This is a genomic window from Mycolicibacterium gadium (assembly GCF_010728925.1).
Classification (GTDB): Bacteria; Actinomycetota; Actinomycetes; order Mycobacteriales; family Mycobacteriaceae; genus Mycobacterium; species Mycobacterium gadium.
Genome location: NZ_AP022608.1, coordinates 1,303,468 through 1,325,760, shown reverse-complemented (window position 1 = coordinate 1,325,760; position 22,293 = coordinate 1,303,468). Strand labels below are relative to the sequence as shown.

The window sequence follows — 22,293 nt, the reverse complement described above, 5'->3', positions numbered from 1 at the left end:
ATTAACCGGATCCCATGAGCTTCTCCATGAACTTGTGGGTGCCGAGCACCACTTTCACCCGGTCGGGATCGTTTCGACGAGCGACGTCATCGCCGTTGCCGCCGGCGATGTGAATCGGGCCGTGGGGGAGTTGCTCGAGTCCCTCACGCGCGACGTCGGCCGGGTCGGCAACACGCATGCCGGGCACGTCGAAGTTCAGTCCGACGCGCTCCATCGCCGGGGTGCGGGTGACACCGAGCACCAGCTCCAGCACGTCAACGTGATGGTCGCGCAGTTCCAGCCAGAGACTCTCGGCGAAGATGCGTCCGAAGGCCTTCACGCCGCCGTACACCGTGTGCCGCATCGAGCCGAGGTAGCCGGCCATGGAGCCGACCATCAGGATGCCGCCACGCCGGCGTTCCCGCATCGGCCTGCCGAAGTGCTGCACCAGGGCCAGCATGGTGCCGATGTTCAGGTCGATCACCCGGCCGAACTCGGTGAGCTCACTGTCCAGGAAGTGCTCGCTGCAGGTGTTCGCACCCGCGGTGTAGATGAGCAGACCGACCTCGATGTCGGACGTGACATCCGCGATCCGAGTCACCGCATCGGCCGATACCAAATCCACAGCGAGTGTTCGTACTTCGACGCCCAGGGCACGACACGTTTCCGCGGTCTCGGCCAGGGGATCGGGCTTTCGGGCGATCAGCACGAGGTTGATTCCCGCGGTGGCCAACTGCCGCGCGAATTCCGCGCCGACGCCCTCGGAGCCGCCGGCCACGACGGCCCACGGCCCATACTTCGATAGCTCCGTCACGGGTTCATCTTTACCCGGACCGTCGCAGGAAGGCTCTGCCGCGTCCCGATAGGCGGTACCCCACGTCGAGGCTGATCGTCAGGCCCAGCCCCTTGAGTTGGCGGACCCGGCGTTTGAACCGCGGGACGTCCAGTCCGACGCGGTCAGCCAGATCCGGTGCGCGGACGGCCTCGTTGTCGGCGATCAACTGCAGGTACTTCCTCGTCCACGGCTCGGTCGCTGCGTCCCAGCGGTCCAGGCGCGCCGTGATCGCGGCGACTTCGTCGGCGGAGAGGCGATCATTCGCGGCAAGCGCGGGCCGCTCGTCGGGCGCCAGGAAGGAGACCGCGATCGCATAGGTGTGCCGGGCCGCCCTGCGGTCCAGGTCTTTCTGGGCGGTCGCGGCATCCGGATAACCGGCCGCCCGGGCCTGCGCAGCGGTCACCCGGTGGCGTGCGGGGAATTCGGCGACGTCGTCGATGCGAATCGTGCCCGCCATGGTGCGTTGCGTACCACCTGGCTTGACCCTCGGCGCGTCCCAGCGGCGGAGCACAAGTGTGATGCTGCCGTTAGCGATTCCCTCGGCCGTGTCGCGGTTCAGCAGCACGGTGCTGACCCTACGATCACGCGGTGGCTGATCGCTATGGCTCTGATGTGCTTGCATCCAATCCGCACCGGAAACGACCCCGTTCGGCTGAGCTGCCGATCGAGATCGGCATGGTCGTCGAGGACGCTCAAACCGGCTTCGTCGGCGCGGTGATGCGCGTCGAATACGGCCGGATGGAACTCGAGGATCGCAACGGCCGAAAGAGACCGTTTCCGGTCGGTCCCGGTTATCTCGTCGACGGCCGGCCCGTCATCCTCACCCCGCCGAGGCGCGCCGCACCGCAGGCGTCGCGGACCGCGTCGGGGTCGGTGGCCGTGGCCGGCGCGCGCGCGAAGGTCGCGTTGACGAGCCGCATCTACGTCGAGGGTCGCCATGACGCGGAGCTCGTCGAGCAGGTGTGGGGTGACGACCTTCGCGTCGAGGGGGTCGTCGTCGAATACCTGGGAGGCGTCGACGATCTCGCCGCGATCGTCGAAGAGTTCCGGCCGGCACCCGGCCGGCGGCTGGGTGTGCTCGTCGACCACCTTGTCGCCGGCTCGAAGGAAGCGCGGATCGCGGAAGCGGTCCGCCGCGGACCCGGCGGCGCGCACACCCTCGTGGTCGGCCACCCCTTCATCGACATCTGGCAGGCGGTCAAACCGAGCCGCATCGGGGTCCAGGCGTGGCCCGTCATCCCCAAGGGGATGGACTGGAAGAAGGGCGTGTGCGACAAGCTGGGCTGGCCGTGCGCCCAACAGGCCGACATCGCGAGGGCGTGGCAGCGGATCCGGGGCGGTGTGCGCGACTGGAATGACCTCGAGCCCGCGCTCATCGGCCGCGTCGAGGAGCTGATCGACTTCGTGACACACCCAGCGGAGTCGTGAACGCGTCGCGTCATCGCCTCGTGGTAAGCAGAGAGCGTGGCCGACGGTCTGTTTGACGTGCCCGGCGAAGAGCGATCGTCGGGGGTGGCACCCGTTGGCGCCTCCACGCCGTTGGCGGTGCGCATGCGGCCCGCGACGCTCGAGGAGGTCGTCGGGCAGGACCATCTGCTGCAGCCGGGCTCGCCGCTGCGCCGGATGGTCGAGGGTTCGGGAGCGGCGTCGGTCATTCTCTACGGTCCGCCGGGCACCGGTAAGACGACACTCGCATCGCTGATCTCGGGGGCGACCGGCCGCCGTTTCGAGGCGCTTTCGGCGTTGTCGGCCGGAGTGAAAGAGGTCCGCGCCGTCATCGATACCGCGCGGCGGGCGGCCGCGCACGGTGAGCAGACCGTGCTGTTCATCGATGAGGTGCACCGGTTCTCCAAGACGCAACAGGACGCGCTGCTGTCCGCTGTCGAGAACCGCGTGGTGCTGCTGGTCGCGGCCACCACCGAGAACCCGTCGTTCTCCGTCGTCGCACCGCTGCTTTCGCGGTCGCTGATCCTGCAACTGCAGCCGCTCGGCGCCGACGCGGTGCGCGAACTCGTGCGGCGCGCGATCGACGACGACCGTGGCCTCGGCGGCAAAGTCACGGTCGCCGACGATGCCGTCGAGTTGCTGGTGCAGCTCTCCGCAGGCGATGCCCGTCGCGCACTCACGGCCCTCGAGGTCGCGGCCGAGGCGGGAGACGTGACGGTCGAGGTCATCGAGCAATCGCTGGACAAGGCCGCCGTGCGCTACGACCGCGACGGCGATCAGCATTACGACGTCATCAGCGCGTTCATCAAATCGGTCCGCGGCTCCGACGTCGACGCGGCCCTGCACTACCTGTCCCGGATGCTCGTCGCGGGGGAGGACCCACGGTTCATCGCCAGACGACTCATGATTCTCGCCAGCGAGGACATCGGCATGGCCGATCCGACGGCCCTGCAAACGGCCGTCGCCGCAGCTCAGACCGTGCAACTGATCGGTATGCCGGAGGGGCAGCTCACGCTGGCCCACGCGACCGTTCACCTGGCGACCGCACCGAAGTCGAACGCCGTCACCACCGCCCTGGGCTCCGCGATGGCTGACATCAGGTCCGGCAAGGCCGGTCAGGTGCCGACCCATCTGCGCGACGGCCATTACTCCGGCGCCGAGAAGCTGGGCAACGCGATCGGCTACAAGTACGCGCACGACGATCCCGATGGTGTTGTGCCGCAACAGTATCCACCGGACGAGCTGGTCGGGGTCGACTATTACCGGCCGACCACCCACGGTGCCGAACGTGAGATCGCGACGCGTCTGGACAAGCTGCGCGCAATCATCCGCAAGAAGCGCTAGCTGTACTGCCCAGGCAGGTTGGTCAACCGGGTGATGGGTGGGACCTTGCCGATTGCCGAGTGTTGCCGGTGGTGATTGTAGGTATGTAGCCAGGCCGATAGGGCTGAGCGGCGGGTGCGTTCGTTGGGGTAGTGCCGGGCGAAGGCCCATTCGGCGGCCATGGTGCGGTGGAAGCGCTCTATTTTGCCGTTGGTCTGGGGACGGTAGGCGCGGGTGCGTTTGTGCGCGATGTGCAGGTCCGCGCAGGCGTCGCGCCATGCGTAGGACTTGTAGCAGGCTCCGTTGTCCGACAGCACCTGCTCGACATGGACGCCGCGGGTACCAAACCATCCCACCGCCCGGCGCAGCACCCCGATCGCGGTCTGAGCGGTTTCGTCGTCGTGGATCTCGGCGTAGGCGACCCGGGAATGATCATCGATCACCGTGTGCACGTAGGCATGCCCGAGGATCGGTTGGTAGCGGTGATTGCGCCGGACCTCAGAAGTCCCATGGCGATTGCGTTTGCCGCGTGCTCGACCGACGAACCGCCAACCCCCGCCGTCGGGGATGTTGCCCAGTTTCTTGACATCGACATGCAGCATCGCGCCGGGGTGGCCGTGCTCGTAGCGGCGGATCGGCTCGCCGGTACGGATATCGATGTGAGACAACCGGTTCAGCCGACACCGCACCAGCACCGCGTGCACGGTCGAAGCCGGCATCGACAGCCGCGAAGCGATCGCCATGGGTGAGAGACGATGCCGCCACCGCAACTCCACAATGCGGCGCACCACCGGCGCCGGTGTCCGATTGGGGCAGTGATGCGGCCGGCTGGATCGATCAGTCATCCCGGCAGCACCCATCGCCGCATAGCGCGATGCCCACCGCTGCGCGGTACGCCATGACACGTGGAAGTGCTCAGCGGCCCGCACGATGGGCCAGCCCTCCTCGACGACACGACGGGCCAGCATTAGACGCCCGCGAGGAGTCAAAACAGCATTAGCGTGGACCACGAAGGCCTCCTGATCGTTGCGGTGAAGTGGTAGCAGCTCCACTCCACGACGGGAGGCCTTCACCTATCAACGACCGCTACAGCGTGTCGTCACAATTCCTCAACCAACCTGCCTGGGCAGTACAGCTAGCCCGTCGATCTGTCGCCCGCGACTGACCACGCCGAAATCCGAGTTTTGTAGGCGATTACTCGCACTTCCTCTACCAAAGTCGGATTTCGGCGTGCTCGAGCCCCTTGACAGCGGCTGCGCACCGTTCTACGTTGGTATTCAACTAATACATTGATCAAATGCAAGGTTGATAATGGAGAGTGGTGGCGATGCGGATGCGCAGCTCGATCGCGCCTTCCTGGCGCTGGCAGACCCGATTCGACGTGCGATCGTCGCGCGACTGTCCAGGGGGCCGGCCACGGTCAACGAGCTGGCCGCACCGTTCGACATCACCAAACAGGCGGTGTCCAAGCACATTCAGGTGCTCGAGCATGCGGGTCTCGTCACGCGGACCCGCGACGCACAGCGACGGCCGGTTCACCTAGACGCCGCCGCGCTGGAGCGCCTGACCGCATGGATCGACCGATATCGGCTTGACGCCGAACGCAGTTACCGCCGGCTGGACGCCCTGCTGGCCGGCATGACCGACACCCAGGAGAAAGGACGCACCAAATGACGAACGCATTGGACCTCAACGCCCCGGTCGACACTCTGGCCATGGAGTTCACGCGCGAGTTCGACGCTCCGGTCGAAGCGCTGTTCCGGGCGCATGCCGAGCCCGAGCTGATGAAGCAGTGGCTCGGCCCGCATGGTCTGGAGATGGAGATCAGCGAGTGGGACTTCAAAAGCCATGGCGGGTACCGCTATACGCACTCAAACGACGAAGGGACGTTCGGCTTCAACGGCACGTTCCACACCGTGCGGGTCAACGAGTTCATCCTGCAGACCTTCGAATTCGAGGGTGCGCCGGACATGGTGAACATCGAGTACATGTGGTTCGAGGACCTCGGCAACGGCCGTTCCCGGCTGCGGGGCCGATCGATCTGCCCCAACACCGAGGCGCGAGACGCACTGCTTTCTTCCGGCATGGAAGGCGGAATGACCGAGGGCTACGAGAAGCTCGACGCCCTACTCAAGAGCCTTTGAGAAGGAGCGATCCCGGCTGCAGGGGTCCAGCCGGGATCGCTATTCGGGTGGTACGCGTCAGCGCATCAAGCCCGAGCGCCGACGGCCTGTCAGGCCGGTGCGACCGCGTCCCATGAGCGCCGACACCAGCGCGACTCCGATCACGGCCACGACGACCTGAACGAGCAGCTCCCCCCAGTCGACGCCGGGCGTTGCGGTTGAAATGCCAATCGCCTGGGCAAGCCAAGTACCGATCAACGCGGCGACGATGCCGACCAGGATCGTGACAAGCATCCCAATGGGCTGCTTACCCGGTAGCAGCAGCCTGGCCAATACGCCAATCACGATGCCGATGAGTATTGCGGTGATGATGCCGGTGACTGTCATTTTTCCTCCAAAGGCGAGTGGTGCTACGGAAATACCCCTGCCCCCGGCGTAATAAACGCTCGCGTCAATCCGACCGATTGCTCGTAGGCTCGACGACGTGGACACGGATGTACTCGATATCGACACCGCCAGGCGCCGCATCGTCGACCTCACCGATGAGGTGCGCGCGTTCTGCAGTGCGCACCAAGACGGCCTGTGCAATGTCTTCGTCCCGCACGCGACGGCCGGTGTCGCGATCATCGAGACCGGTGCCGGGTCCGATGACGACCTGCTGGACACGCTGGAACGCCTGCTGCCTCGCGATGACCGCTATCGCCACGCCCACGGCGCCCCGGGGCACGGCGCCGACCATGTGCTGCCCGCGTTGGTCTCGCCATCGGTGACGGTGCCCGTGCAGGGCGGAAAGCTGCTGCTCGGCACGTGGCAGAGCGTCGTGCTGGTGGATCTGAACAGCGACAATCCGCAGCGCAAGGTTCGGTTGAGCTTTATCGGCGCCTAGCCGGCACCTGACGCGGTGCCGGTTCGTTGGCCTTTCAGGCGCCACAACTGCGACCGGTACTGTGGTGCGGTCGAATAGTCGCAGGTAATTGCGGAAGCCACCCATACGTCCACCCATAGAACAAGGAACAGAAAGAACGTGCAGACACACGAGATCAGGAAGCGCTTCCTTGATCACTTCGTGAAGGCGGGTCATACCGAGGTCCCCAGCGCCTCGGTGATCCTCGACGACCCCAACCTGCTGTTCGTCAACGCCGGCATGGTGCAGTTCGTGCCCTACTTCCTCGGGCAGCGCACACCGCCATGGGATCGCGCGGTGAGCGTCCAGAAGTGCATCCGCACCCCGGACATCGACGAGGTCGGCATCACCACCCGTCACAACACCTTCTTCCAGATGGCGGGCAATTTCAGCTTCGGCGATTACTTCAAAAAGGGCGCCATCGAGTTCGCATGGAGCCTGCTGACGAACCCCGTCGAACAGGGCGGGTACGGCATGGACCCCGAAAGAATCTGGGCGACCGTGTATCTCGATGACGACGAAGCGATCCGGCTGTGGCAGGAAGTCGCCGGCCTGCCCCTGGAGCGCATCCAGCGCCGCGGCATGGCCGACAACTACTGGTCGATGGGCATCCCCGGACCGTGCGGGCCCTCATCGGAGATCTACTACGACCGCGGGCCGGAGTACGGCATCGAGGGTGGACCCGAGGCCAACGAGGACCGCTACATCGAGATCTGGAATCTCGTGTTCATGCAGAACGAACGCGGCGAGGGCACATCGAAGGAGAACTTCGAGATCCTCGGCCCGCTGCCGCGCAAGAACATCGACACCGGCATGGGCGTCGAAAGGGTCGCGTGCCTGCTGCAGGATGTCGACAACGTCTACGAGACCGATCTGCTGCGTCCGGTGATCGACCTGGTCGCCGCCGTCGCCCCGCGGGGGTACGGCCTGGGTAACCACGGAGACGACGTCCGCTACCGCATCATCGCCGACCACAGCCGTACCGCCGCGATCATCATCGGCGACGGTGTCAGCCCCGGAAACGAGGGCCGCGGCTACGTCCTGCGCAGGTTGCTGCGCCGGATCATCCGCGCGGCGAAGCTGCTGGGTGTGGAGCAACCGATCGTCGCCGAGTTGATGACCACGGTTCGCGACGCGATGGGCCCGTCGTATCCGGAACTGGTTACCGACTTCGAGCGCATCCAGCGCATCGCCGTCGCGGAGGAGACCGCGTTCAACCGGACGCTCGCGTCAGGGTCCCGGCTGTTCGACGAGGCGGCCGCGACGACCAAGCGTTCGGGCAAGTCAACGATCTCCGGATCCGATGCATTCACCCTGCACGACACGTACGGCTTCCCGCTCGAACTGACGCTGGAGATGGCCGCTGAAGCCGACCTGAGCGTCGACGAAGAGGGCTTCCGCGGTTTGATGGCCGAGCAGCGCCGGCGCGCCAAGGCCGACGCGGCGGCACGCAAGCAGGCGCACTCGGACCTGTCGGCGTACCGCGAACTCGTCGACACGGCTCCCACCGAGTTCACCGGTTTCGACGAGTTGACCACCGAAGCAAGGATTCTCGGCATATTCGTCGACGGCAAGCGGGTACCCGTCATCGGACACGGAGCGCACGACGCCGACCGCGTTGAACTCGTTCTCGATCGCAGCCCCTTCTACGCGGAGTCCGGCGGGCAGATCGCCGACGAGGGCACGATCACCGGCGCGGGTGCGTCCGCGGCGGCGAAAGCTGCGGTGACCGATGTCCAGAAGATCGCCAAAACCCTTTGGGCACACCGCGTCAACGTCGAGTCCGGCGAGTTCGTGGAGGGCGACACTGTGGTGGCCGCCGTTGACCCGAGGTGGCGCCATGGCGCGACCCAGGGGCATTCCGGGACCCACATGGTGCACGCAGCCCTCCGGCAGGTATTGGGGCCCAACGCCGTTCAGGCGGGATCGCTGAACCGCCCAGGCTACCTGCGGTTCGACTTCAACTGGCAGGGTGCGCTGTCCGAGGACCAGCGGACCCAGATCGAAGAAGTCACCAACGAGGCGGTTGAAGCCAACTTCGAGGTGCACAGTTTCACCACCGATCTCGAGAAGGCCAAGTCGATGGGTGCGATGGCGCTGTTCGGCGAGGCCTATCCCGACGAGGTCCGGGTCGTCGAGATCGGCGGCCCCTTCTCGCTCGAACTCTGCGGCGGCACCCACGTCAACAGTTCGGCACAGATCGGGCCCGTCACGATCCTCGGCGAATCCTCGGTCGGCTCCGGCGTGCGCCGCGTCGAGGCCTACGTCGGCTTGGACTCGTTCCGCCATCTGGCCAAGGAACGCGCCCTGATGGCGGGGCTGGCGTCATCCCTGAAGGTGCCGTCGGACGAGGTTCCGGCCCGGGTGGCCAACCTCGTCGAACGGCTACGGGCCGCCGAGAAGGAACTCGACCGGATGCGGCTGGCGAGCGCGCGCGCCGCAGCCGCGAATGCCGCCGCAGGTGCCGAACAGGTCGGTAAGGTCCACCTCGTGGCGCAGCGGATGGCCGGCGGAATGTCGGCGGCGGATCTGCGGACGCTCGTCGGCGACATCAAGGGCAAACTGGGTGCTGACCCCGCGGTCGTCGCGCTGATCGCCGAAGGCGACGGTGATTCCGTTCCCTACGTGGTGGCGGTCAATCCGGCGGCGCAGGACCTGGGACTGAGCGCCAATGATCTCGTGAAGCAGTTGGGCGCGCCGGTGAACGGTCGCGGGGGTGGCAAGGCCGATCTGGCACAGGGCTCCGGAAAAGGTGCGGCGGGGATCGACGCGGCGTTGGCCGCGTTGCGCGCCGAACTGGGCCGGAGCTGACCGCGTGGCGAGCGCCGACGACCGTCAACCCGACCGGCCGGGACCCACGCTGCAGCCGCCCGACCCAGGACCCGGCCGACGGCTGGGCATCGACGCCGGCAGCGTCCGTATCGGGGTGGCGGTCAGTGATCCGGACGGGATTCTCGCGACACCGGTCGAGACGGTGCCACGGGATAGGCGCAAGGGCAGCGACAAGCATGTGCGACGGCTGGCGACGTTGGTCGACGACTTCGACGCCGTCGAAGCGGTGGTCGGATTGCCGCGCACCCTCGCCGACCGGTCCGGTTCGGCCGCCCAGGACGCGATCGGCCTCGCAGATCAACTGGCGGCACGCATCGCACCGGTGCCGGTGCGACTGGCCGACGAGCGGCTGACCACCGTCGCGGCGCAGCGGTCATTGCGGGACGCCGGGGTCCGGGCCAAGGGGCAGCGAAAGATGATCGACCAGGCCGCCGCGGTCGGCATTTTGCAGAATTGGCTGGATCAGCGGCGCGCGGCGTTGGCGGCACACGGTGACATCAGGGACGAGGTCGGAGATGTCTGACGATTGGGGCCGCGAACGCGTCGAGCCCGGCTGGCACCGGGAACGGGTGGAGCCGATGGCGGTTGGCCCGCCACGGCGCAGAATGACCCGCGCGGACCGGTTGCGGGAAGCACGCGGGCGGCGCAAGCGGCGCCTGGCCGGTGCATTGGCGCTCGGCATCCTCATCGTCGTCGTCATCGGTGTGGTGTTCCTGGGCTCCAAGCTATGGCACAACGTGTTCGGCACCGGTAGCGATTTCACCGGCGACGGTGTCACCGATGTGGTGATCCAGGTGCACGACGGGGATTCCACGACTGCGATCGGTAACACCCTTCAGGACCAGAAAGTGGTGGCCAACTCCGCCACCTTCGTCGAGGCGGCCCAGGGGAATGCCGCGATCTCGTCGATCCAGCCCGGTTTCTACAAGGTGCGTACCGAGATCCCGGCCGCCAACGCCGTTGAGCGGCTTGCGGATCCGGCGAACAGGGTGGGCAAGCTGGTGATCCCGGAAGGGCGTCAGCTCGACGACGTCCGGGACGTCAAGACCAACGCCGTCACCGACGGCATCCTCAGCCTGATCTCCAAGGCGACGTGTGTCGACCTCGACGGTCAACGCAACTGTGTCGCCGTGGACGCGCTCGAGGAGATGGCGGGCACGGCGGAACCGTCGGCGCTTTCGGTGCCGGAATGGGCCGTCGGCCCGGTGAACGCGATGGGCACCGACCACCGCCGGCTGGAAGGATTGATCGCGCCGGGCTCGTGGAACATCGATCCGTCCGCGCAGCCCCAGGAGATCTTGTCGACGTTGATCAGCGCGAGCGCGGCGCAGTACGAGGCCGGCGGGATCCTCGACACCGCGAAAACGATGAACATGTCGCCGTATCAGATCCTCACCGTCGGCTCGCTGGTGCAACGCGAGGCCACCCCGGAGGACTTCGCGAAGGTCGCCCGGGTCATCTACAACCGGCTGGCCGAGAATCGCACGCTGGAGTTCGACTCCACGGTGAACTACCCGCTCGACAGGATCGAGGTGGCCACCACCGACGGCGACCGCGGCCAGCTGACGCCGTGGAACACCTACGTGCGGCCGGGACTTCCGGCGACGCCCATCTGTTCGCCCGGCCAGCCGGCGCTCGCGGCGGCGGAGAACCCGGAGCCGGGGGACTGGTTGTACTTCGTGACCATCGACATGCAGGGCACCACCCTGTTCACCCGGGACTACCAGCAGCACCTGGCGAACATCGAACTCGCGATGCGCAATGGTGTCCTTGACTCCAATCGGTGACCGCACATGAGGTCGGCTGGCAGCGGTCCTCGTAAGGCCGCGGTGCTCGGGTCACCCATTGCGCATTCCCGGTCGCCGCAGCTGCATCTCGCCGCGTATCGCGCGTTGGGTCTGCACGATTGGACATACGAGCGGATCGAATGCACCGCCGAGCAATTACCCTCCCTGGTGGGCGGTTTCGGCACCGAGTGGGTGGGAGTGTCGGTGACGATGCCGGGCAAGTTCGCCGCCCTCCGATTCGCCGACGAACGCACGGCACGCGCCGACTTGGTCGGCTCGGCCAACACCCTGGTGCGGACACCTACCGGCTGGCGCGCCGACAACACCGATATCGACGGTGTCACCGGCGCATTGGGTGAGGCTTCGGGCAGGGCGATGGTTTTGGGGGCCGGCGGCACGGCGCCGGCGGTGATTGTCGGCCTGGCCGCACTGGGTGTGCAACACATCACGGTGGTGGCGCGCAATGAGCAACGGGCAGCCCCGTTCATCGAACTGGCAACGAAATCAGGTGTCGGGGCGCAATGGTGCGCGATCGACGGCGCGGACCTGGCGGCACATGTGGCCGGCGTGGATGTCATGGTCAACACCGTGCCCGCGGACGCGGTGGCGCCGTATGTGCCCACCCTGGCGCCTGCGCCCGTGCTGCTCGACGCGATCTATGATCCGTGGCCCACACCGCTGGCCACTGCAGTCGAAGCTGCGGGCGGCCGCGTGATCAGCGGTCTGCAGATGCTGCTGAATCAGGCGTTCGCCCAGGTCGAGCAGTTCACCGGTCGGCCTGCGCCAAAAGATGCGATGAGGGCCGCCCTGAACTGACGCTAGCCTCGATGAATGGGGGCGGGGACGGTTGGCGTCTGCGTGCTGACCTGGTTTGCCTGGCTCAGTTGGTTCGACATTCGCGAGCGACGTCTGCCCAATTGGCTGACGGTACCCGGCGCCCTCGCGATCCTGATATGGGCTACGGCAACAGGGCGTGGCGCACCGGCGCTCGCCGGCGCAGTATCGCTTTTCGCGATCTACCTCGCCATTCATCTGGTCGCCCCGGCGGCCATAGGCGCCGGCGACGTCAAGCTAGCGATCGGGATCGGGGCGCTGACGGGTGCATTCGGTGTCGATGTGTGGTCGCTAGCCGCGGTCACGGCGCCGCTGCTGACAGCTGGTATAGCGGTCGTCGTCCGGATCGTGAGCGCGGAAAGGACTGTGCCGCATGGCCCCTCGATGTGTGCGGCCGCCGCGGCGGCCACCGCTCTCGTCCTGCTGTGACCCAAAGCTCTTGCATACTCAGGGTAGGTTAATGCATACTTCGAGTATGCAAATGATGAAGCTCGATCTCGAGGCGATCTCGCAGAGATACTTCGCCGCGTGGGCGGCCCACGATCCGGATGCGATCGTGGCCCTGCACACGGCCGACACCCAATTCTGGATGCACATGGGTGGTGGCCCCGTCGTCGGTCGCGACGCGGTGCGCCGCACGTTCGCCGAAATCTTCGCGCAATTCCCCGATCTCACGTGGGAGACCTACCGGGTGCTGTTCGGCGCGGACCATTGGATCCTCGACTGGGCACTGATATCCGGCGACGTCCGATTCGACTGCCTCGACGTCGTGAACGTGTCGCCGGAGGGGCTCGTCGTGCGCAAGGACACCTTCGTCGACGGTGCGCAGCTGCACGCCGCCCTCGAAGTGGTGGCCCCGTGACCGCCGCGACGCCGGTCGATCAGTTGCCGTTGATCGAGGCACTACCGGTTGAGCATCTTTTCGACATGCACGTTGATCTTCAACCAGCACAACCGATTACGACACATATCGGCACCAGGATGACGTTCATCACGACTGGTGGCGTCATCGACGGGCCGAAATTGCGGGGGGAGATCTTGCCAGGCGGGGGAGACTGGCTGATCGTCGGGAGCGACGGGGTCGGACGCGTCGACGTCCGCGCCACGCTCAAGACGCATGATGGCGTGCTGATCCACTACGAGGCGCGCGGAGTCATCAACGTGCCCGCGGATGGACTCGATCGGCTCGCCGCAGGTGACGTGTTGGGGTTCGACGAGACGTATGTGCGAACCACGCCGACGTTCGAGACCGCCGACGAGCGCTATGGGTGGCTGTCGGGACTGGTGACCGTGGGATACAACGTCCTATCTCCCAACCACATCGACTACCGCATCTATCGGGTGCTGTGACCCGTCTTGATGTTCGACTATGGTCGGCCCGTGGCGAGAGGGCCGGCGAGACGCACGCAGGCGCAGCGCACCGAGGCGACAACCGCCGCGCTCGTCGACGCCGCCCGCGAACTGTTCGCCCGCGACGGCTACGACGCGATATCCCTTGACGCGGTCGCGGCCCGCGCGGGTGTGACGAAAGGTGCCGTGTATCACCACTTTGCGGGCAAGCGCCAGTTGTTCGAAGCCGTGTTCAGCCGCGAAATCGAACACGTGACGGCTCCGCTCTTGGCGGCGTACTCACGCAAGAAGGATCCGTGGGACGCGTTCAGGGCGGCGAGCGCCGCGTTCCTCGAGGAGTGTCTTGACCCCGCGGTACAGCGCATCGTCCTGCTGGATGCGCCCGCGGCGATCGGCTGGGACGGCATCCGACGGCTGGAGGCCCCGCTGCTGGACTTGATGGAGCTCGCGATATCGCGTGCCGTCGATGCCGGCCGCATCGAACGGCGACCGCCGGGCCCACTCGCCCACTTCCTCTTCGGTGCCACGTGTGAGGTCGCGATGATCGTGGCGCGAGCCGAGGATCAAAAGACCGCGCAGCGTCAGGCCGTCGCCGAAATCGGTCGCGTCCTGGACAGCCTCGCTATCACCTAGTGGTCGTCTCCGTTCGCGATCATCGGATTGGTCAACAGGTGGTGGTCGTCGACCACCTTGGTCAGTGCGGTGACCCAGTGGTCGTAGTACTCCCAGTCGCCGCGTTCACTTTCCGGTGTGTTCTCCCACCGGCCGATCGTTTCGATCAGGCTCTGCTGGAAATCACTCCAATCGTAATGACCGAACTCCGAGAGCGCCAACGCCAGCCCGAAGGCGCGCCGCTGCCACTCGTGCTCGAACTGCGGGGCCGCCTGGTCGGTCGTGCACGTCTCGTGCAGCGTCATGACACCGGGCCCGCCAGCGCCACGCCCATCATGGATTCCGTGGTCACGAGGTCCATCAACATCTCATCGGTGAAATCTTCGGTGCCCGAGGGGCGTTGGGGAATGACAAACCACCGTGAGTGCCCGCTGCTGTCCCACACCTTGATCTCGGTGTCGGCGGGCAGGTCGACGCCGATCTCGCCGAGCACTTTGCGCGGCTCGCGTGCGGCCCGGGACCGGAACACCGGATCCTTGTACCAGTACGGCGGCAGCCCGAGCACCGGCCAGGGGAAGCACGAGCAGAGTGTGCAGATGATGAGGTTGTGGATTCCGGGAGTGTTCGCGACGGCCTGCAAGTGCTCACCCTCGGCGCCCGCCATGCCCTCGGGCAGGTCCAGTTCGGCGATCGCGGAGGGGGTGTCGACGACGACGCGGGCGGCGAAGTCGGGATCCGTCCAGGCCTTCACCACGATCTTGCGCCCGTTGAGCGGCGTCATCTCCGACTCGAAGTAGGAAAGCACTTTGTCGACGGTCTGCCCGGTGATCACGCCCTTCTCGATCAGAAGGGATTCCAGCGCAGCGACTTTGGCGGCGCTGGCGGCCTCGCGGTCTGGGGGGTAAGCGAACTGGTCGCTCATTGGACTCCTTCCAGGTATGCCTCGAACAGCTCCGCGTAGATGGTCAGCGCTCCGGGTTCGGCGCGTTCGCCGAAGAGTTCGTCGGGGCTGAACGCGACGATGTAGATGGGCATCGGATCACCGATGCCGTCCCCGGTGTGGACGAAATAGCCGTAGTCGCCTTCGAATATCCGCTCGATCGTGCCCTCGCGTTTCCGTAGATAGCCAGGTAAGCGGGTGTGGGCGGCGGCGGGCACATTGGTGATCCGGACGCGGTCACCGACGGCGAACTTGGGATGGGCGACGTCACGGCGCGGGCTATCGCCCTTGCGCAGATAGTCGACCACCTGATCGTCGATCGCGGCTTCCGGCTCCGGCGCGGACGGCGCCTGTTCGGCCGCCAATTCGGCTTGCCGCGAGGACAACTCGTCCTCAGTGACGTAGCCCTGGTCGATGAAGAACTGGGTGATACCGCCCAGCCACTTCTCGTAATAGCGGAACTTGAAATAATCGAACGGGTTCATCGCTTCCCCGCCGGTACGTAGGCTCGCCCACGTCCACTCGTCTTTGAACGAAGTCGGCACGTCGTCGATCGGATACTGCGGCAAAGCTGCCCCGAGATGATTGGACAACCCCATCATCGCGACGTGAATACCGAAGATCCGTTGCTCCCAGTCCTCGACGAACACGCGCTTCTCGAGATTCAGCGGTTCGGGGAGTCCTTCGAGACCGCCGAGATAGTGCTGGAGTTTCATTGCGCCGGGCTGCCTTCCTTCGCGGGTGCACGGGTGAGGACATTCGCGACGTATTCGGACAGCAGCCCGAACGATGCACCGAGTAGGCACGCCATGGCCGCGACCAGCCCCGGATGCGAGATGGATGTCACGGTGATCGTGTTGCCGGTTCCCGCGACCGTCGACACGGTGCTCGCGAACCCGACGACGACCGCCGGCGTCGTCGACAACAGGGGCACCCATGACGCTTGGACCATCACCGCGCTGCCGACGCCGACGGCAAGCGCGGTCATCCAGAGGCCGCCGCCCATCAGGTGGGCGGCGTACAGGCTGGCCGACGCGATCAGCACCCCGACGAGGTTGCTCGACAGCGATCGCACCCATCCGGTGACTCCGCCGCCGACGAAGAAGAACGACGCCCACGTCAGGAAAACCACCCAAATCGGGACGGTGATGACCTCGGCGGTCAGGGCCACCGCCAGCCCGCCGAGCACCCCGATGCTCAGCGTCAACGCGGATCTTGAATCCATGAAAAGTAGATTCGCGCGGCGCTGTTTCCCTGCCGTGACACCCGCGTTGCGATTTCGGTGCGGATACGCCCGCTCAGCGACCGTATCCGCACCGAAATCGCTAGTAGCGAGCTATGGGAAGATGGGACGCGTGTTGCGATGGACTACAGCTGGTGAATCCCACGGCCGCGCTCTGGTGGCCGTCGTCGAAGGCATGATCGCCGGCATCCACGTGACCTCCGACGACATCGCGGGCCAGCTGGCCAGGCGGCGGCTGGGCTACGGCCGCGGCGCTCGGATGAAGTTCGAAAAAGACCAGGTCACAATGCTCGCCGGGGTGCGGCACGGCGTCACGCTCGGCGGTCCGATCGCGGTCGAGATCGGCAACACCGAATGGCCCAAGTGGGAAACCGTGATGGCGGCCGATCCGGTCGACGAGTCCTTGCTTCAGCAGGACAGCGCCCGCAACGCCCCGCTGACCCGGCCGCGGCCCGGCCACGCCGACTACGCGGGCATGCTCAAGTACGGCTTCGACGACGCCCGGCCTGTCCTGGAGCGGGCCAGTGCGCGCGAGACGGCCGCCCGGGTGGCCGCCGGCACGATCGCGAGGGCACTGCTGCGCGAGACGGTCGGCGTCGAGGTGCTGTCGCACGTCATCTCGATCGGCGCCTCCAAGCCGTATGACGGGCCACCGCCGCAGTTCTCGGACCTGGCGGCCGTCGACGAGAGCCCCGTGCGTGCGTTCGACCAAGCGGCTGCGGAGTCGATGATCGCCGAGATCGAGGCGGCCAAGAAGGACGGTGACACACTCGGGGGAATCGTCGAGGTGGTCGTCCACGGGCTGCCCGTCGGCCTGGGCTCCTTCACCAGCGGTGACAACCGCCTCGACAGCCAGCTGGCCGGCGCGGTCATGGGCATCCAGGCAATCAAGGGTGTGGAGATCGGCGACGGCTTCGAGACCGCGCGTCGCCGCGGCAGTGTCGCCCACGACGAGATGTACCCCGGCGCTGACGGGGTGATGCGCTCGACCAATCGGGCCGGCGGCCTCGAAGGCGGGATGACGAACGGGCAGCCGCTGCGGGTGCGAGCCGCGATGAAGCCGATCTCGACCGTGCCGCGCGCGCTGGCCACCGTCGACATGGCCACCGGTGACGAGGCCGTCGCCATCCACCAGCGTTCCGACGTGTGCGCGGTGCCCGCGGCCGGTGTCGTCGTCGAGACGATGGTGGCGCTGGTGTTGGCACGGGCGACGCTGGAGAAGTTCGGTGGCGACTCGCTGTCGGAGACGCGCACCAACGTCGAGAGCTACCTGCGCGCCGTCGCCGAGCGGGAGCCTGCCTCGCAGCCGGTTCAGGCGTCGGGCTGATGGCTCCTAGAGCGGTGCTGGTCGGGCTGCCGGGGTCGGGCAAGTCGACAATCGGCCGTCGGCTGGCCAAGGCGCTCGGTCTCGCGCTGCTGGACACCGACGTCGCCATCGAGGAGACCACCGGCCGCACCATCGCCGACATCTTCGCCACCGACGGCGAGGCCGAGTTCCGTCGCATCGAAGAGGACGTGATTCGGTCGGCACTGCAAACCCACGACGGCGTGCTGTCCCTTGGGGGCGGCGCGGTCACCACCGCCGGGGTGCGCGACGCGCTGGCCGGTCATACGGTCATCTATCTGGAGATCAACGCCGCGGAGGGAGTGCGCCGCACCAACGGCCCCACGGTGCGGCCGCTGTTGGCCGGTGGAGACCGTGGTGAGAAGTTCAAAGCGCTTATGCAGCAGCGCGTCCCGCTCTATCGACGGGTCGCCACCATGCGGGTCAACACCAACCGTCGCAACCCGGGCGCGGTCGTGCGCTACATCGTGGAGCGGCTGGAGAATTCCGAGACGTCGCGCCAGCACCGGCGTCGGCGTCGTCCACCATGGCGTCGCAGTCCCACGACGCTGACACCGGCCCCGACAACCGAGGCGCCCCCGTCGCCCGCGGAACTGGCGGCCAAGAGAGCTGCGGGTCCCCATGAGTGAACCGGTAACCGTCGACGTGCACGTCGATCCGCCGTATCCCGTGATCATCGGGACCGGGCTGCTCGGCGAGCTGGAGCGCACCCTGGCTGGACGGCACAAGGTGGCCATCATGCACCAGCCGACACTCGCGCAGACCGCGGAGGTCATCCGAAAAACTCTGGCGGACAATGGAATCGACGCACATCGGATCGAGATTCCCGACGCTGAGAAGGGCAAGGACCTGCCGGTTCTCGGGTTCATCTGGGAAGTGCTGGGTCGCATCGGCGTCGGCCGCAAGGACGCAATCGTCAGCCTCGGTGGGGGAGCGGCCACCGACGTCGCCGGCTTCGCCGCCGCGACGTGGTTACGCGGCATCGACATCGTGCACGTGCCCACAACCCTGCTCGGCATGGTCGACGCCGCGGTCGGCGGCAAGACCGGTATCAACACCGATGCCGGCAAGAACCTCGTCGGTGCCTTCCATCAGCCCGCCGCGGTGATCGTCGACATCGCGACGCTGGAAACGTTGCCGCGCAACGAACTCGTCGCTGGAATGGCCGAGATCGTCAAAGCGGGTTTCATTGCGGACCCGGTCATTCTCGATCTGATCGAGGCCGATCCCGAGGCCGCGGTCGATCCGAGCGGCACCGTGCTGCCCGAGCTGATCCGGCGTGCGGTTGCCGTCAAGGCCGAGGTCGTCGCGGCCGACGAGAAGGAATCGCAGCTGCGCGAGATCCTCAACTACGGTCATACGCTCGCCCACGCCATCGAGCGACGCGAGCGTTACGAATGGCGCCATGGCGCAGCGGTATCGGTGGGTCTCGTGTTCGCCGCCGAGCTGGGCCGGCTGGCCGGCCGCCTGGACGACGACACCGCCGACCGGCACAAGACCGTCCTGACGGCGCTGGGTCTACCCGTCGAATATGACCCCGATGCGCTGCCTCAGCTGCTGGAATACATGGCAGGTGACAAAAAGACCCGCGCCGGTGTGTTGCGTTTCGTCGTGCTCGACGGACTTGGCAAGCCGGGTCGCCTCGAGGGGCCGGATCCGTCGCTCCTCGCGGCCGCGTACTCGGTGATCGGAAAGGGGGAGCAGCAGTGAGCGAAACACAGGCGACGCCGCCGCCGGCGAAGACCGTGCTTGTGCTCAACGGGCCCAATCTGGGTCGACTCGGCAAGCGCGAGCCAGAGAAGTACGGCAGCACGACCCACGATGAGTTGGTCGCGCTGATTCAAGGCGAAGCCGAGAATCTCGGTATGAATGCGGTTGTCCGGCAGAGCGACTCCGAGTCAGAGCTGCTCAGTTTGATCCACGCGGCGGCCGATGCCGGGGATCCGGTCATCCTCAATGCTGGCGCATTGACGCACACCTCGATCGCTCTACGCGACGCCTGCGCCGAGTTGCGGGGGCCCTTGATCGAAGTACACATCACCAACGTGCATACCCGCGAAGAGTTCCGGCACCACTCCTACATCAGCGCTGTGGCGACCGGTGTGATCGTCGGATTGGGTGTTCAGGGTTACGTGATGGCGCTTCGGTATATCGCTACCGCGAGCTGAAGCGTCCTGCCCGCTGGGCGGCGAGCCGGACGGGGGCATTGTCGCTGCCGTAACCGTCGTAGTTGCCGCGTCGCTCGACGAACTCGAAGAAGACCGAGCCGACCGTGCGCGTATAGAAGTGGATGAACTCGCCGTCGGGGCTTCGATCGTAAAGCAGGTCGAGTTCACGCAGCGCTGCGACCGCGTCGGCTGCCACGCCGAAACGGCCCGCGACATAGTCGTAGTAGTTGTCGGGAACCGACAGGAACGGCAACCCGCGCGCACGGGCGCGGCGTGCCACCGCGAAGACGTCCGAGCATGCGAAGGCGATGTGCTGAGGCATGCCGGAAGCGTCCAGCACTTGCGGGGCGACGTTGAGGGGCAATCGAACCGCGCCGTCCACGGTGCGCATGACTTGGCTGCGCACCAGCCCGGTGGGTGCGGCCACCTCGGTCGGCACCTCGGCGGTAAGCCCGAAGATGCTCGTCAAGAAGAGCACCGCCTCGTCGGCGGTCTGCCAGGGTTGTGAGAAGTTCACGTGGTCGATGGCGCGCACCGTCGTGTCGGTGTCGGGGGGCATGCCGCTCTCGAACTCGTCGACCCACGCCGGTGGCAGCCCGGTCGGCGGCGCGGTGACCCAGAAGATCTCGGACCCGTCCGGCGCGATGGCGCCGCCCATCGGTTGTTCGGCGGCATAGGTGCGGCGATAGGCCGGCGCGGCCATCAGGTCCTCGGCCCGCCGCGTGGTCGCATCGGCATCGGGCACCTGGAGGCCGATTGCGGCGACCTGCGGTTCCAGATCCCGCGCCTGCTGCTCGTTGAGGATGACGCGCGCCTCGCCTGCGACCCAGAGGGACACCGGTTTGGTCCGGTGGCGGCCACGTGGGGTGAAGCCGAGTTGCTCGAGGAGCACTTCGATCTCGGTGGTGTCCTCGGCTTTCACCTCGACGAAGTCAAAGCCATTGGGCGGCTTGGCATCTGTGACTGAACGCAATCGCGTGTGGTCCGCCGCAGTCAACTTCGTGGCCAGCTTGTCCTGCAGCCATACCAGCGAGCGGAGTGCGTGCACCGCGGTCCGGTCCGGGTCGGTCTGGCGGAACGTGTCGTTGAAGACCTCCAACGAGAGCGGTCCGTCGTATCCGGCCGCCAGCACACGCGATACGAAGGTCGTGAGGTCGAAGTCGCCCTCGCCGGGAAAAAGCCTGTGGTGCCGGCTCCAGGACAGCACGTCCATGGACAAAGCTGGAGCGTCGGCAAGCTGCAGATAGAAGATCTTGTGGCCGGGGATGGTCTCGATCGCCGAGGTGTCGTGACCGCGGGACAGGACGTGGAAGCTGTCGAGGCACAGTCCGACCGCCGGGTGATCGGCCAGTTCGACGACCCGCCAGGCACGTCGGTAGTCGTCGATGAAACGCCCCCATGCCAGCGCCTCGAACGCGACCTTGATGTCCAATGTCTGCGCCAGGTCACCCAATCGGCGAAGTTGGCCCGCGGAGCACTCGTCGGAGTCGACGGTGGCGGTGGCGACATTGCTGCACACCAGGACCGTCTGGATGCCCAACCGTCGCGCCGTGACGAAGGTGGCTTCGGCGCGACGGAGATTCTCGGCGAACGTCGTCTCGTCGACGCCCTCGATGTCGCGCAGCGGCTGGTAGAGATCGAGCGACAGGCCCAGGCGCCGGGCCAGACTCCGGATCTCTTCGGGACTGTGATCGCTGGCGATGAGGTCGGGTTCGAAGATCTCCACACCGTCGAATCCGGCCTCCGCGCAGGCATGCAATTTCTCGGTGAGCGAGCCGCTGATCGAGACCGTGGCGATGGACGTCTTCATCGTGCCTCCATTCGACCCTAATGTACCAATTAGTTAATAACCATGGAAGAGGTTCCGGTGAATCGCGCGCGAGTACAAGTAAGCTGCCGAAGGTGACCGCCGAGTCCCGCCCGGAGCTGCAGCGCGATGCCGAGCGCACGCGTGCGGAGTTGCTCGCGGTCGCGACGGAGGTGTTCGCCGAGTCCGGCTACTCGGGGGCCCGCGTGGACGACATCGCCGAGCGCACCCGCACGACCAAGCGGATGATCTACTACTACTTCGGCGGCAAAGAACAGCTCTATATGGCGGTGCTGGAGAATGCCTACCGCGGCATTCGTGAAGCCGAGCAACGTCTGCAGGTCGACCACGTGGATCCCGTCGTGGCGATGCGCAGGCTGGCTGAGCTGACGTTCGATCATCACCTCGATCACCAGGCGTTTATCCGGTTGGTGTCGATCGAGAACATTCATCGCGGCCAGTTCATCAGTCGCCTCGATTCGCTGCGCTCGCTCGCGCAGCCGGCCACCTCCCTGCTTGACCAGATCCTGGCCAGGGGCCACGCACAGGGCGTCTTCCGCGAAGACGTGGACGCCCTCGACGTCCATCTGGTCATCAGCGCGTATTGCGTCTTTCAAGTCGCCAACCGCTACACGTTCGGGTTCCTCTTCGACGTCGACTTCACCGAGGTCGCGCAGCGTGCGCATCTGCGACGCATGATCGGCGACGTCGTCGTCGGCTGGCTGACCGCTCGCTGATCCGCGCGCTGCCTCACATCTGACCCTT

At 66.3% G+C, this 22,293-nt stretch carries 27 protein-coding genes; 18 read left to right on the top strand and 9 right to left on the bottom strand.

Annotated features, from left to right (window positions below; genetic code table 11):
• Position 1: 1 nt before the first annotated feature.
• Together G6N36_RS06470 and G6N36_RS06465 are read right to left on the bottom strand one after the other, a co-directional pair.
• The gene (locus tag G6N36_RS06470) at positions 2–793 is read right to left on the bottom strand and encodes an SDR family NAD(P)-dependent oxidoreductase (RefSeq protein WP_163685744.1); all 792 of its coding nucleotides are present in this window, start codon (positions 791–793) and stop codon (positions 2–4) included.
• 10 nt (positions 794–803) lie between these two features.
• Positions 804–1,379 (bottom strand): hypothetical protein, encoded by a 576-nt coding sequence (locus G6N36_RS06465; protein ID WP_163685743.1) that lies wholly within the window; start codon positions 1,377–1,379, stop codon positions 804–806.
• A 23-nt stretch (positions 1,380–1,402) separates the two neighbouring features.
• Between G6N36_RS06465 and G6N36_RS06460 the strand changes: the two genes are divergently transcribed.
• Both G6N36_RS06460 and G6N36_RS06455 read left to right on the top strand, forming a co-directional pair.
• Positions 1,403–2,242, top strand: coding sequence for a DUF3097 domain-containing protein (locus G6N36_RS06460; RefSeq protein WP_163685742.1), 840 nt, complete (start codon positions 1,403–1,405; stop codon positions 2,240–2,242).
• A 36-nt stretch (positions 2,243–2,278) separates the two neighbouring features.
• Entirely contained in the window at positions 2,279–3,604 is a 1,326-nt protein-coding gene (locus G6N36_RS06455; protein WP_163685741.1) for a replication-associated recombination protein A, read from the top strand.
• Here G6N36_RS06455 and G6N36_RS06450 read toward each other — a convergent pair.
• The gene (locus G6N36_RS06450) at positions 3,601–4,593 is read right to left on the bottom strand and encodes an IS481 family transposase (RefSeq protein ID WP_163685615.1); all 993 of its coding nucleotides are present in this window, start codon (positions 4,591–4,593) and stop codon (positions 3,601–3,603) included. The genes G6N36_RS06455 and G6N36_RS06450 overlap by 4 nt on opposite strands.
• A 301-nt stretch (positions 4,594–4,894) precedes the next feature.
• Between G6N36_RS06450 and G6N36_RS06445 the strand changes: the two genes are divergently transcribed.
• Entirely contained in the window at positions 4,895–5,257 is a 363-nt protein-coding gene (locus G6N36_RS06445; protein ID WP_163685740.1) for an ArsR/SmtB family transcription factor, read from the top strand.
• Positions 5,254–5,727 (top strand): SRPBCC family protein, encoded by a 474-nt coding sequence (locus G6N36_RS06440; RefSeq protein WP_163685739.1) that lies wholly within the window; start codon positions 5,254–5,256, stop codon positions 5,725–5,727. Before G6N36_RS06445 ends, G6N36_RS06440 begins: the two co-directional genes overlap by 4 nt.
• Positions 5,728–5,784: 57 nt before the next feature.
• Here G6N36_RS06440 and G6N36_RS06435 read toward each other — a convergent pair whose 3' ends face one another.
• Entirely contained in the window at positions 5,785–6,093 is a 309-nt protein-coding gene (locus tag G6N36_RS06435) for a GlsB/YeaQ/YmgE family stress response membrane protein (protein WP_163685738.1), read from the bottom strand.
• Positions 6,094–6,190: 97 nt separating this feature from the next.
• Between G6N36_RS06435 and G6N36_RS06430 the strand changes: the two genes are divergently transcribed.
• From G6N36_RS06430 to G6N36_RS06390, 9 genes are all read left to right on the top strand, one after another.
• Entirely contained in the window at positions 6,191–6,592 is a 402-nt protein-coding gene (locus tag G6N36_RS06430) for a secondary thiamine-phosphate synthase enzyme YjbQ (RefSeq protein ID WP_163685737.1), read from the top strand.
• 138 nt (positions 6,593–6,730) lie between these two features.
• Positions 6,731–9,421, top strand: a complete 2,691-nt coding sequence (alaS, locus tag G6N36_RS06425; RefSeq protein WP_163685736.1) for an alanine--tRNA ligase — start codon at positions 6,731–6,733, stop codon at positions 9,419–9,421.
• 4 nt (positions 9,422–9,425) lie between these two features.
• Positions 9,426–9,965, top strand: a complete 540-nt coding sequence (gene ruvX, locus G6N36_RS06420; RefSeq protein ID WP_163685735.1) for a Holliday junction resolvase RuvX — start codon at positions 9,426–9,428, stop codon at positions 9,963–9,965.
• Positions 9,958–11,229: an endolytic transglycosylase MltG gene (locus G6N36_RS06415; protein ID WP_163685734.1), complete on the top strand. Its 1,272-nt coding sequence runs from the start codon at positions 9,958–9,960 to the stop codon at positions 11,227–11,229. Before ruvX ends, G6N36_RS06415 begins: the two co-directional genes overlap by 8 nt.
• 6 nt (positions 11,230–11,235) lie before the next feature.
• Positions 11,236–12,045, top strand: coding sequence for a shikimate dehydrogenase (locus G6N36_RS06410; RefSeq protein ID WP_163685733.1), 810 nt, complete (start codon positions 11,236–11,238; stop codon positions 12,043–12,045).
• Between the two features lie 15 nt (positions 12,046–12,060).
• Positions 12,061–12,492: a prepilin peptidase gene (locus tag G6N36_RS06405; protein WP_163685732.1), complete on the top strand. Its 432-nt coding sequence runs from the start codon at positions 12,061–12,063 to the stop codon at positions 12,490–12,492.
• A 52-nt stretch (positions 12,493–12,544) separates the two neighbouring features.
• Entirely contained in the window at positions 12,545–12,925 is a 381-nt protein-coding gene (locus G6N36_RS06400; RefSeq protein ID WP_235689979.1) for a nuclear transport factor 2 family protein, read from the top strand.
• Complete coding sequence (locus tag G6N36_RS06395; RefSeq protein ID WP_163685731.1) at positions 12,922–13,413, top strand: DUF3237 domain-containing protein; 492 nt, start codon at positions 12,922–12,924, stop codon at positions 13,411–13,413. Before G6N36_RS06400 ends, G6N36_RS06395 begins: the two co-directional genes overlap by 4 nt.
• Positions 13,414–13,443: 30 nt before the next feature.
• Positions 13,444–14,046 (top strand): TetR/AcrR family transcriptional regulator, encoded by a 603-nt coding sequence (locus G6N36_RS06390; protein WP_163685730.1) that lies wholly within the window; start codon positions 13,444–13,446, stop codon positions 14,044–14,046.
• Here the strand turns inward: G6N36_RS06390 and G6N36_RS06385 are convergent.
• From G6N36_RS06385 to G6N36_RS06370, 4 genes are read right to left on the bottom strand one after another with little or no spacing between them, the layout of a single operon-like run.
• A complete protein-coding gene (locus tag G6N36_RS06385) occupies positions 14,043–14,330 on the bottom strand; it encodes a nitrile hydratase accessory protein (protein ID WP_163685729.1) in 288 nt (95 codons plus the stop codon). The genes G6N36_RS06390 and G6N36_RS06385 overlap by 4 nt on opposite strands.
• Positions 14,327–14,947, bottom strand: coding sequence for a nitrile hydratase subunit alpha (gene nthA / locus G6N36_RS06380; protein ID WP_163685728.1), 621 nt, complete (start codon positions 14,945–14,947; stop codon positions 14,327–14,329). The genes G6N36_RS06385 and nthA overlap by 4 nt, the downstream gene beginning before the upstream one ends.
• A complete protein-coding gene (gene nthB, locus G6N36_RS06375; RefSeq protein ID WP_163685727.1) occupies positions 14,944–15,681 on the bottom strand; it encodes a nitrile hydratase subunit beta in 738 nt (245 codons plus the stop codon). The genes nthA and nthB overlap by 4 nt, the downstream gene beginning before the upstream one ends.
• Entirely contained in the window at positions 15,678–16,190 is a 513-nt protein-coding gene (locus G6N36_RS06370) for a DUF1097 domain-containing protein (protein ID WP_163685726.1), read from the bottom strand. The genes nthB and G6N36_RS06370 overlap by 4 nt, the downstream gene beginning before the upstream one ends.
• 130 nt (positions 16,191–16,320) lie before the next feature.
• Between G6N36_RS06370 and aroC the strand changes: the two genes are divergently transcribed.
• From aroC to aroQ, 4 genes are read left to right on the top strand one after another with little or no spacing between them, the layout of a single operon-like run.
• On the top strand, positions 16,321–17,535 hold the full coding sequence (gene aroC / locus G6N36_RS06365; RefSeq protein WP_163685725.1) for a chorismate synthase: 1,215 nt from the start codon (positions 16,321–16,323) through the stop codon (positions 17,533–17,535).
• Positions 17,535–18,182, top strand: a complete 648-nt coding sequence (locus G6N36_RS06360) for a shikimate kinase (RefSeq protein WP_163685724.1) — start codon at positions 17,535–17,537, stop codon at positions 18,180–18,182. The genes aroC and G6N36_RS06360 overlap by 1 nt, the downstream gene beginning before the upstream one ends.
• On the top strand, positions 18,175–19,263 hold the full coding sequence (aroB, locus tag G6N36_RS06355; RefSeq protein WP_163685723.1) for a 3-dehydroquinate synthase: 1,089 nt from the start codon (positions 18,175–18,177) through the stop codon (positions 19,261–19,263). Before G6N36_RS06360 ends, aroB begins: the two co-directional genes overlap by 8 nt.
• Positions 19,260–19,721: a type II 3-dehydroquinate dehydratase gene (gene aroQ, locus G6N36_RS06350; RefSeq protein ID WP_235689978.1), complete on the top strand. Its 462-nt coding sequence runs from the start codon at positions 19,260–19,262 to the stop codon at positions 19,719–19,721. The genes aroB and aroQ overlap by 4 nt, the downstream gene beginning before the upstream one ends.
• On the opposite strand, the gene G6N36_RS06345 is transcribed toward aroQ, so the two are convergent.
• Entirely contained in the window at positions 19,708–21,531 is a 1,824-nt protein-coding gene (locus G6N36_RS06345; RefSeq protein WP_163685722.1) for a bifunctional sugar phosphate isomerase/epimerase/4-hydroxyphenylpyruvate dioxygenase family protein, read from the bottom strand. The genes aroQ and G6N36_RS06345 overlap by 14 nt on opposite strands.
• A 92-nt stretch (positions 21,532–21,623) precedes the next feature.
• On the opposite strand from G6N36_RS06345, the gene G6N36_RS06340 reads away from it, so the two are divergent.
• Positions 21,624–22,265, top strand: coding sequence for a TetR/AcrR family transcriptional regulator (locus tag G6N36_RS06340; protein WP_163685721.1), 642 nt, complete (start codon positions 21,624–21,626; stop codon positions 22,263–22,265).
• Positions 22,266–22,293: the final 28 nt, after the last annotated feature.

What these genes read in the sequence shown, in the direction of transcription:
- G6N36_RS06385 (WP_163685729.1), bottom strand. Translation starts at nt 14,330, where the DNA reads ATGACGCTGCACGAGACGTGCACGACCGACCAGGCGGCCCCGCAGTTC.
- nthB (WP_163685727.1), bottom strand. Translation starts at nt 15,681, where the DNA reads ATGAAACTCCAGCACTATCTCGGCGGTCTCGAAGGACTCCCCGAACCG.
- G6N36_RS06445 (WP_163685740.1), top strand. Translation starts at nt 4,895, where the DNA reads ATGGAGAGTGGTGGCGATGCGGATGCGCAGCTCGATCGCGCCTTCCTG.
- G6N36_RS06405 (WP_163685732.1), top strand. Translation starts at nt 12,061, where the DNA reads ATGGGGGCGGGGACGGTTGGCGTCTGCGTGCTGACCTGGTTTGCCTGG.
- nthA (WP_163685728.1), bottom strand. Translation starts at nt 14,947, where the DNA reads ATGAGCGACCAGTTCGCTTACCCCCCAGACCGCGAGGCCGCCAGCGCC.
- G6N36_RS06440 (WP_163685739.1), top strand. Translation starts at nt 5,254, where the DNA reads ATGACGAACGCATTGGACCTCAACGCCCCGGTCGACACTCTGGCCATG.
- G6N36_RS06370 (WP_163685726.1), bottom strand. Translation starts at nt 16,190, where the DNA reads ATGGATTCAAGATCCGCGTTGACGCTGAGCATCGGGGTGCTCGGCGGG.
- G6N36_RS06435 (WP_163685738.1), bottom strand. Translation starts at nt 6,093, where the DNA reads ATGACAGTCACCGGCATCATCACCGCAATACTCATCGGCATCGTGATT.
- G6N36_RS06415 (WP_163685734.1), top strand. Translation starts at nt 9,958, where the DNA reads ATGTCTGACGATTGGGGCCGCGAACGCGTCGAGCCCGGCTGGCACCGG.
- G6N36_RS06360 (WP_163685724.1), top strand. Translation starts at nt 17,535, where the DNA reads ATGGCTCCTAGAGCGGTGCTGGTCGGGCTGCCGGGGTCGGGCAAGTCG.
- G6N36_RS06345 (WP_163685722.1), bottom strand. Translation starts at nt 21,531, where the DNA reads ATGAAGACGTCCATCGCCACGGTCTCGATCAGCGGCTCGCTCACCGAG.
- G6N36_RS06400 (WP_235689979.1), top strand. Translation starts at nt 12,545, where the DNA reads ATGATGAAGCTCGATCTCGAGGCGATCTCGCAGAGATACTTCGCCGCG.
- aroB (WP_163685723.1), top strand. Translation starts at nt 18,175, where the DNA reads ATGAGTGAACCGGTAACCGTCGACGTGCACGTCGATCCGCCGTATCCC.
- G6N36_RS06410 (WP_163685733.1), top strand. Translation starts at nt 11,236, where the DNA reads ATGAGGTCGGCTGGCAGCGGTCCTCGTAAGGCCGCGGTGCTCGGGTCA.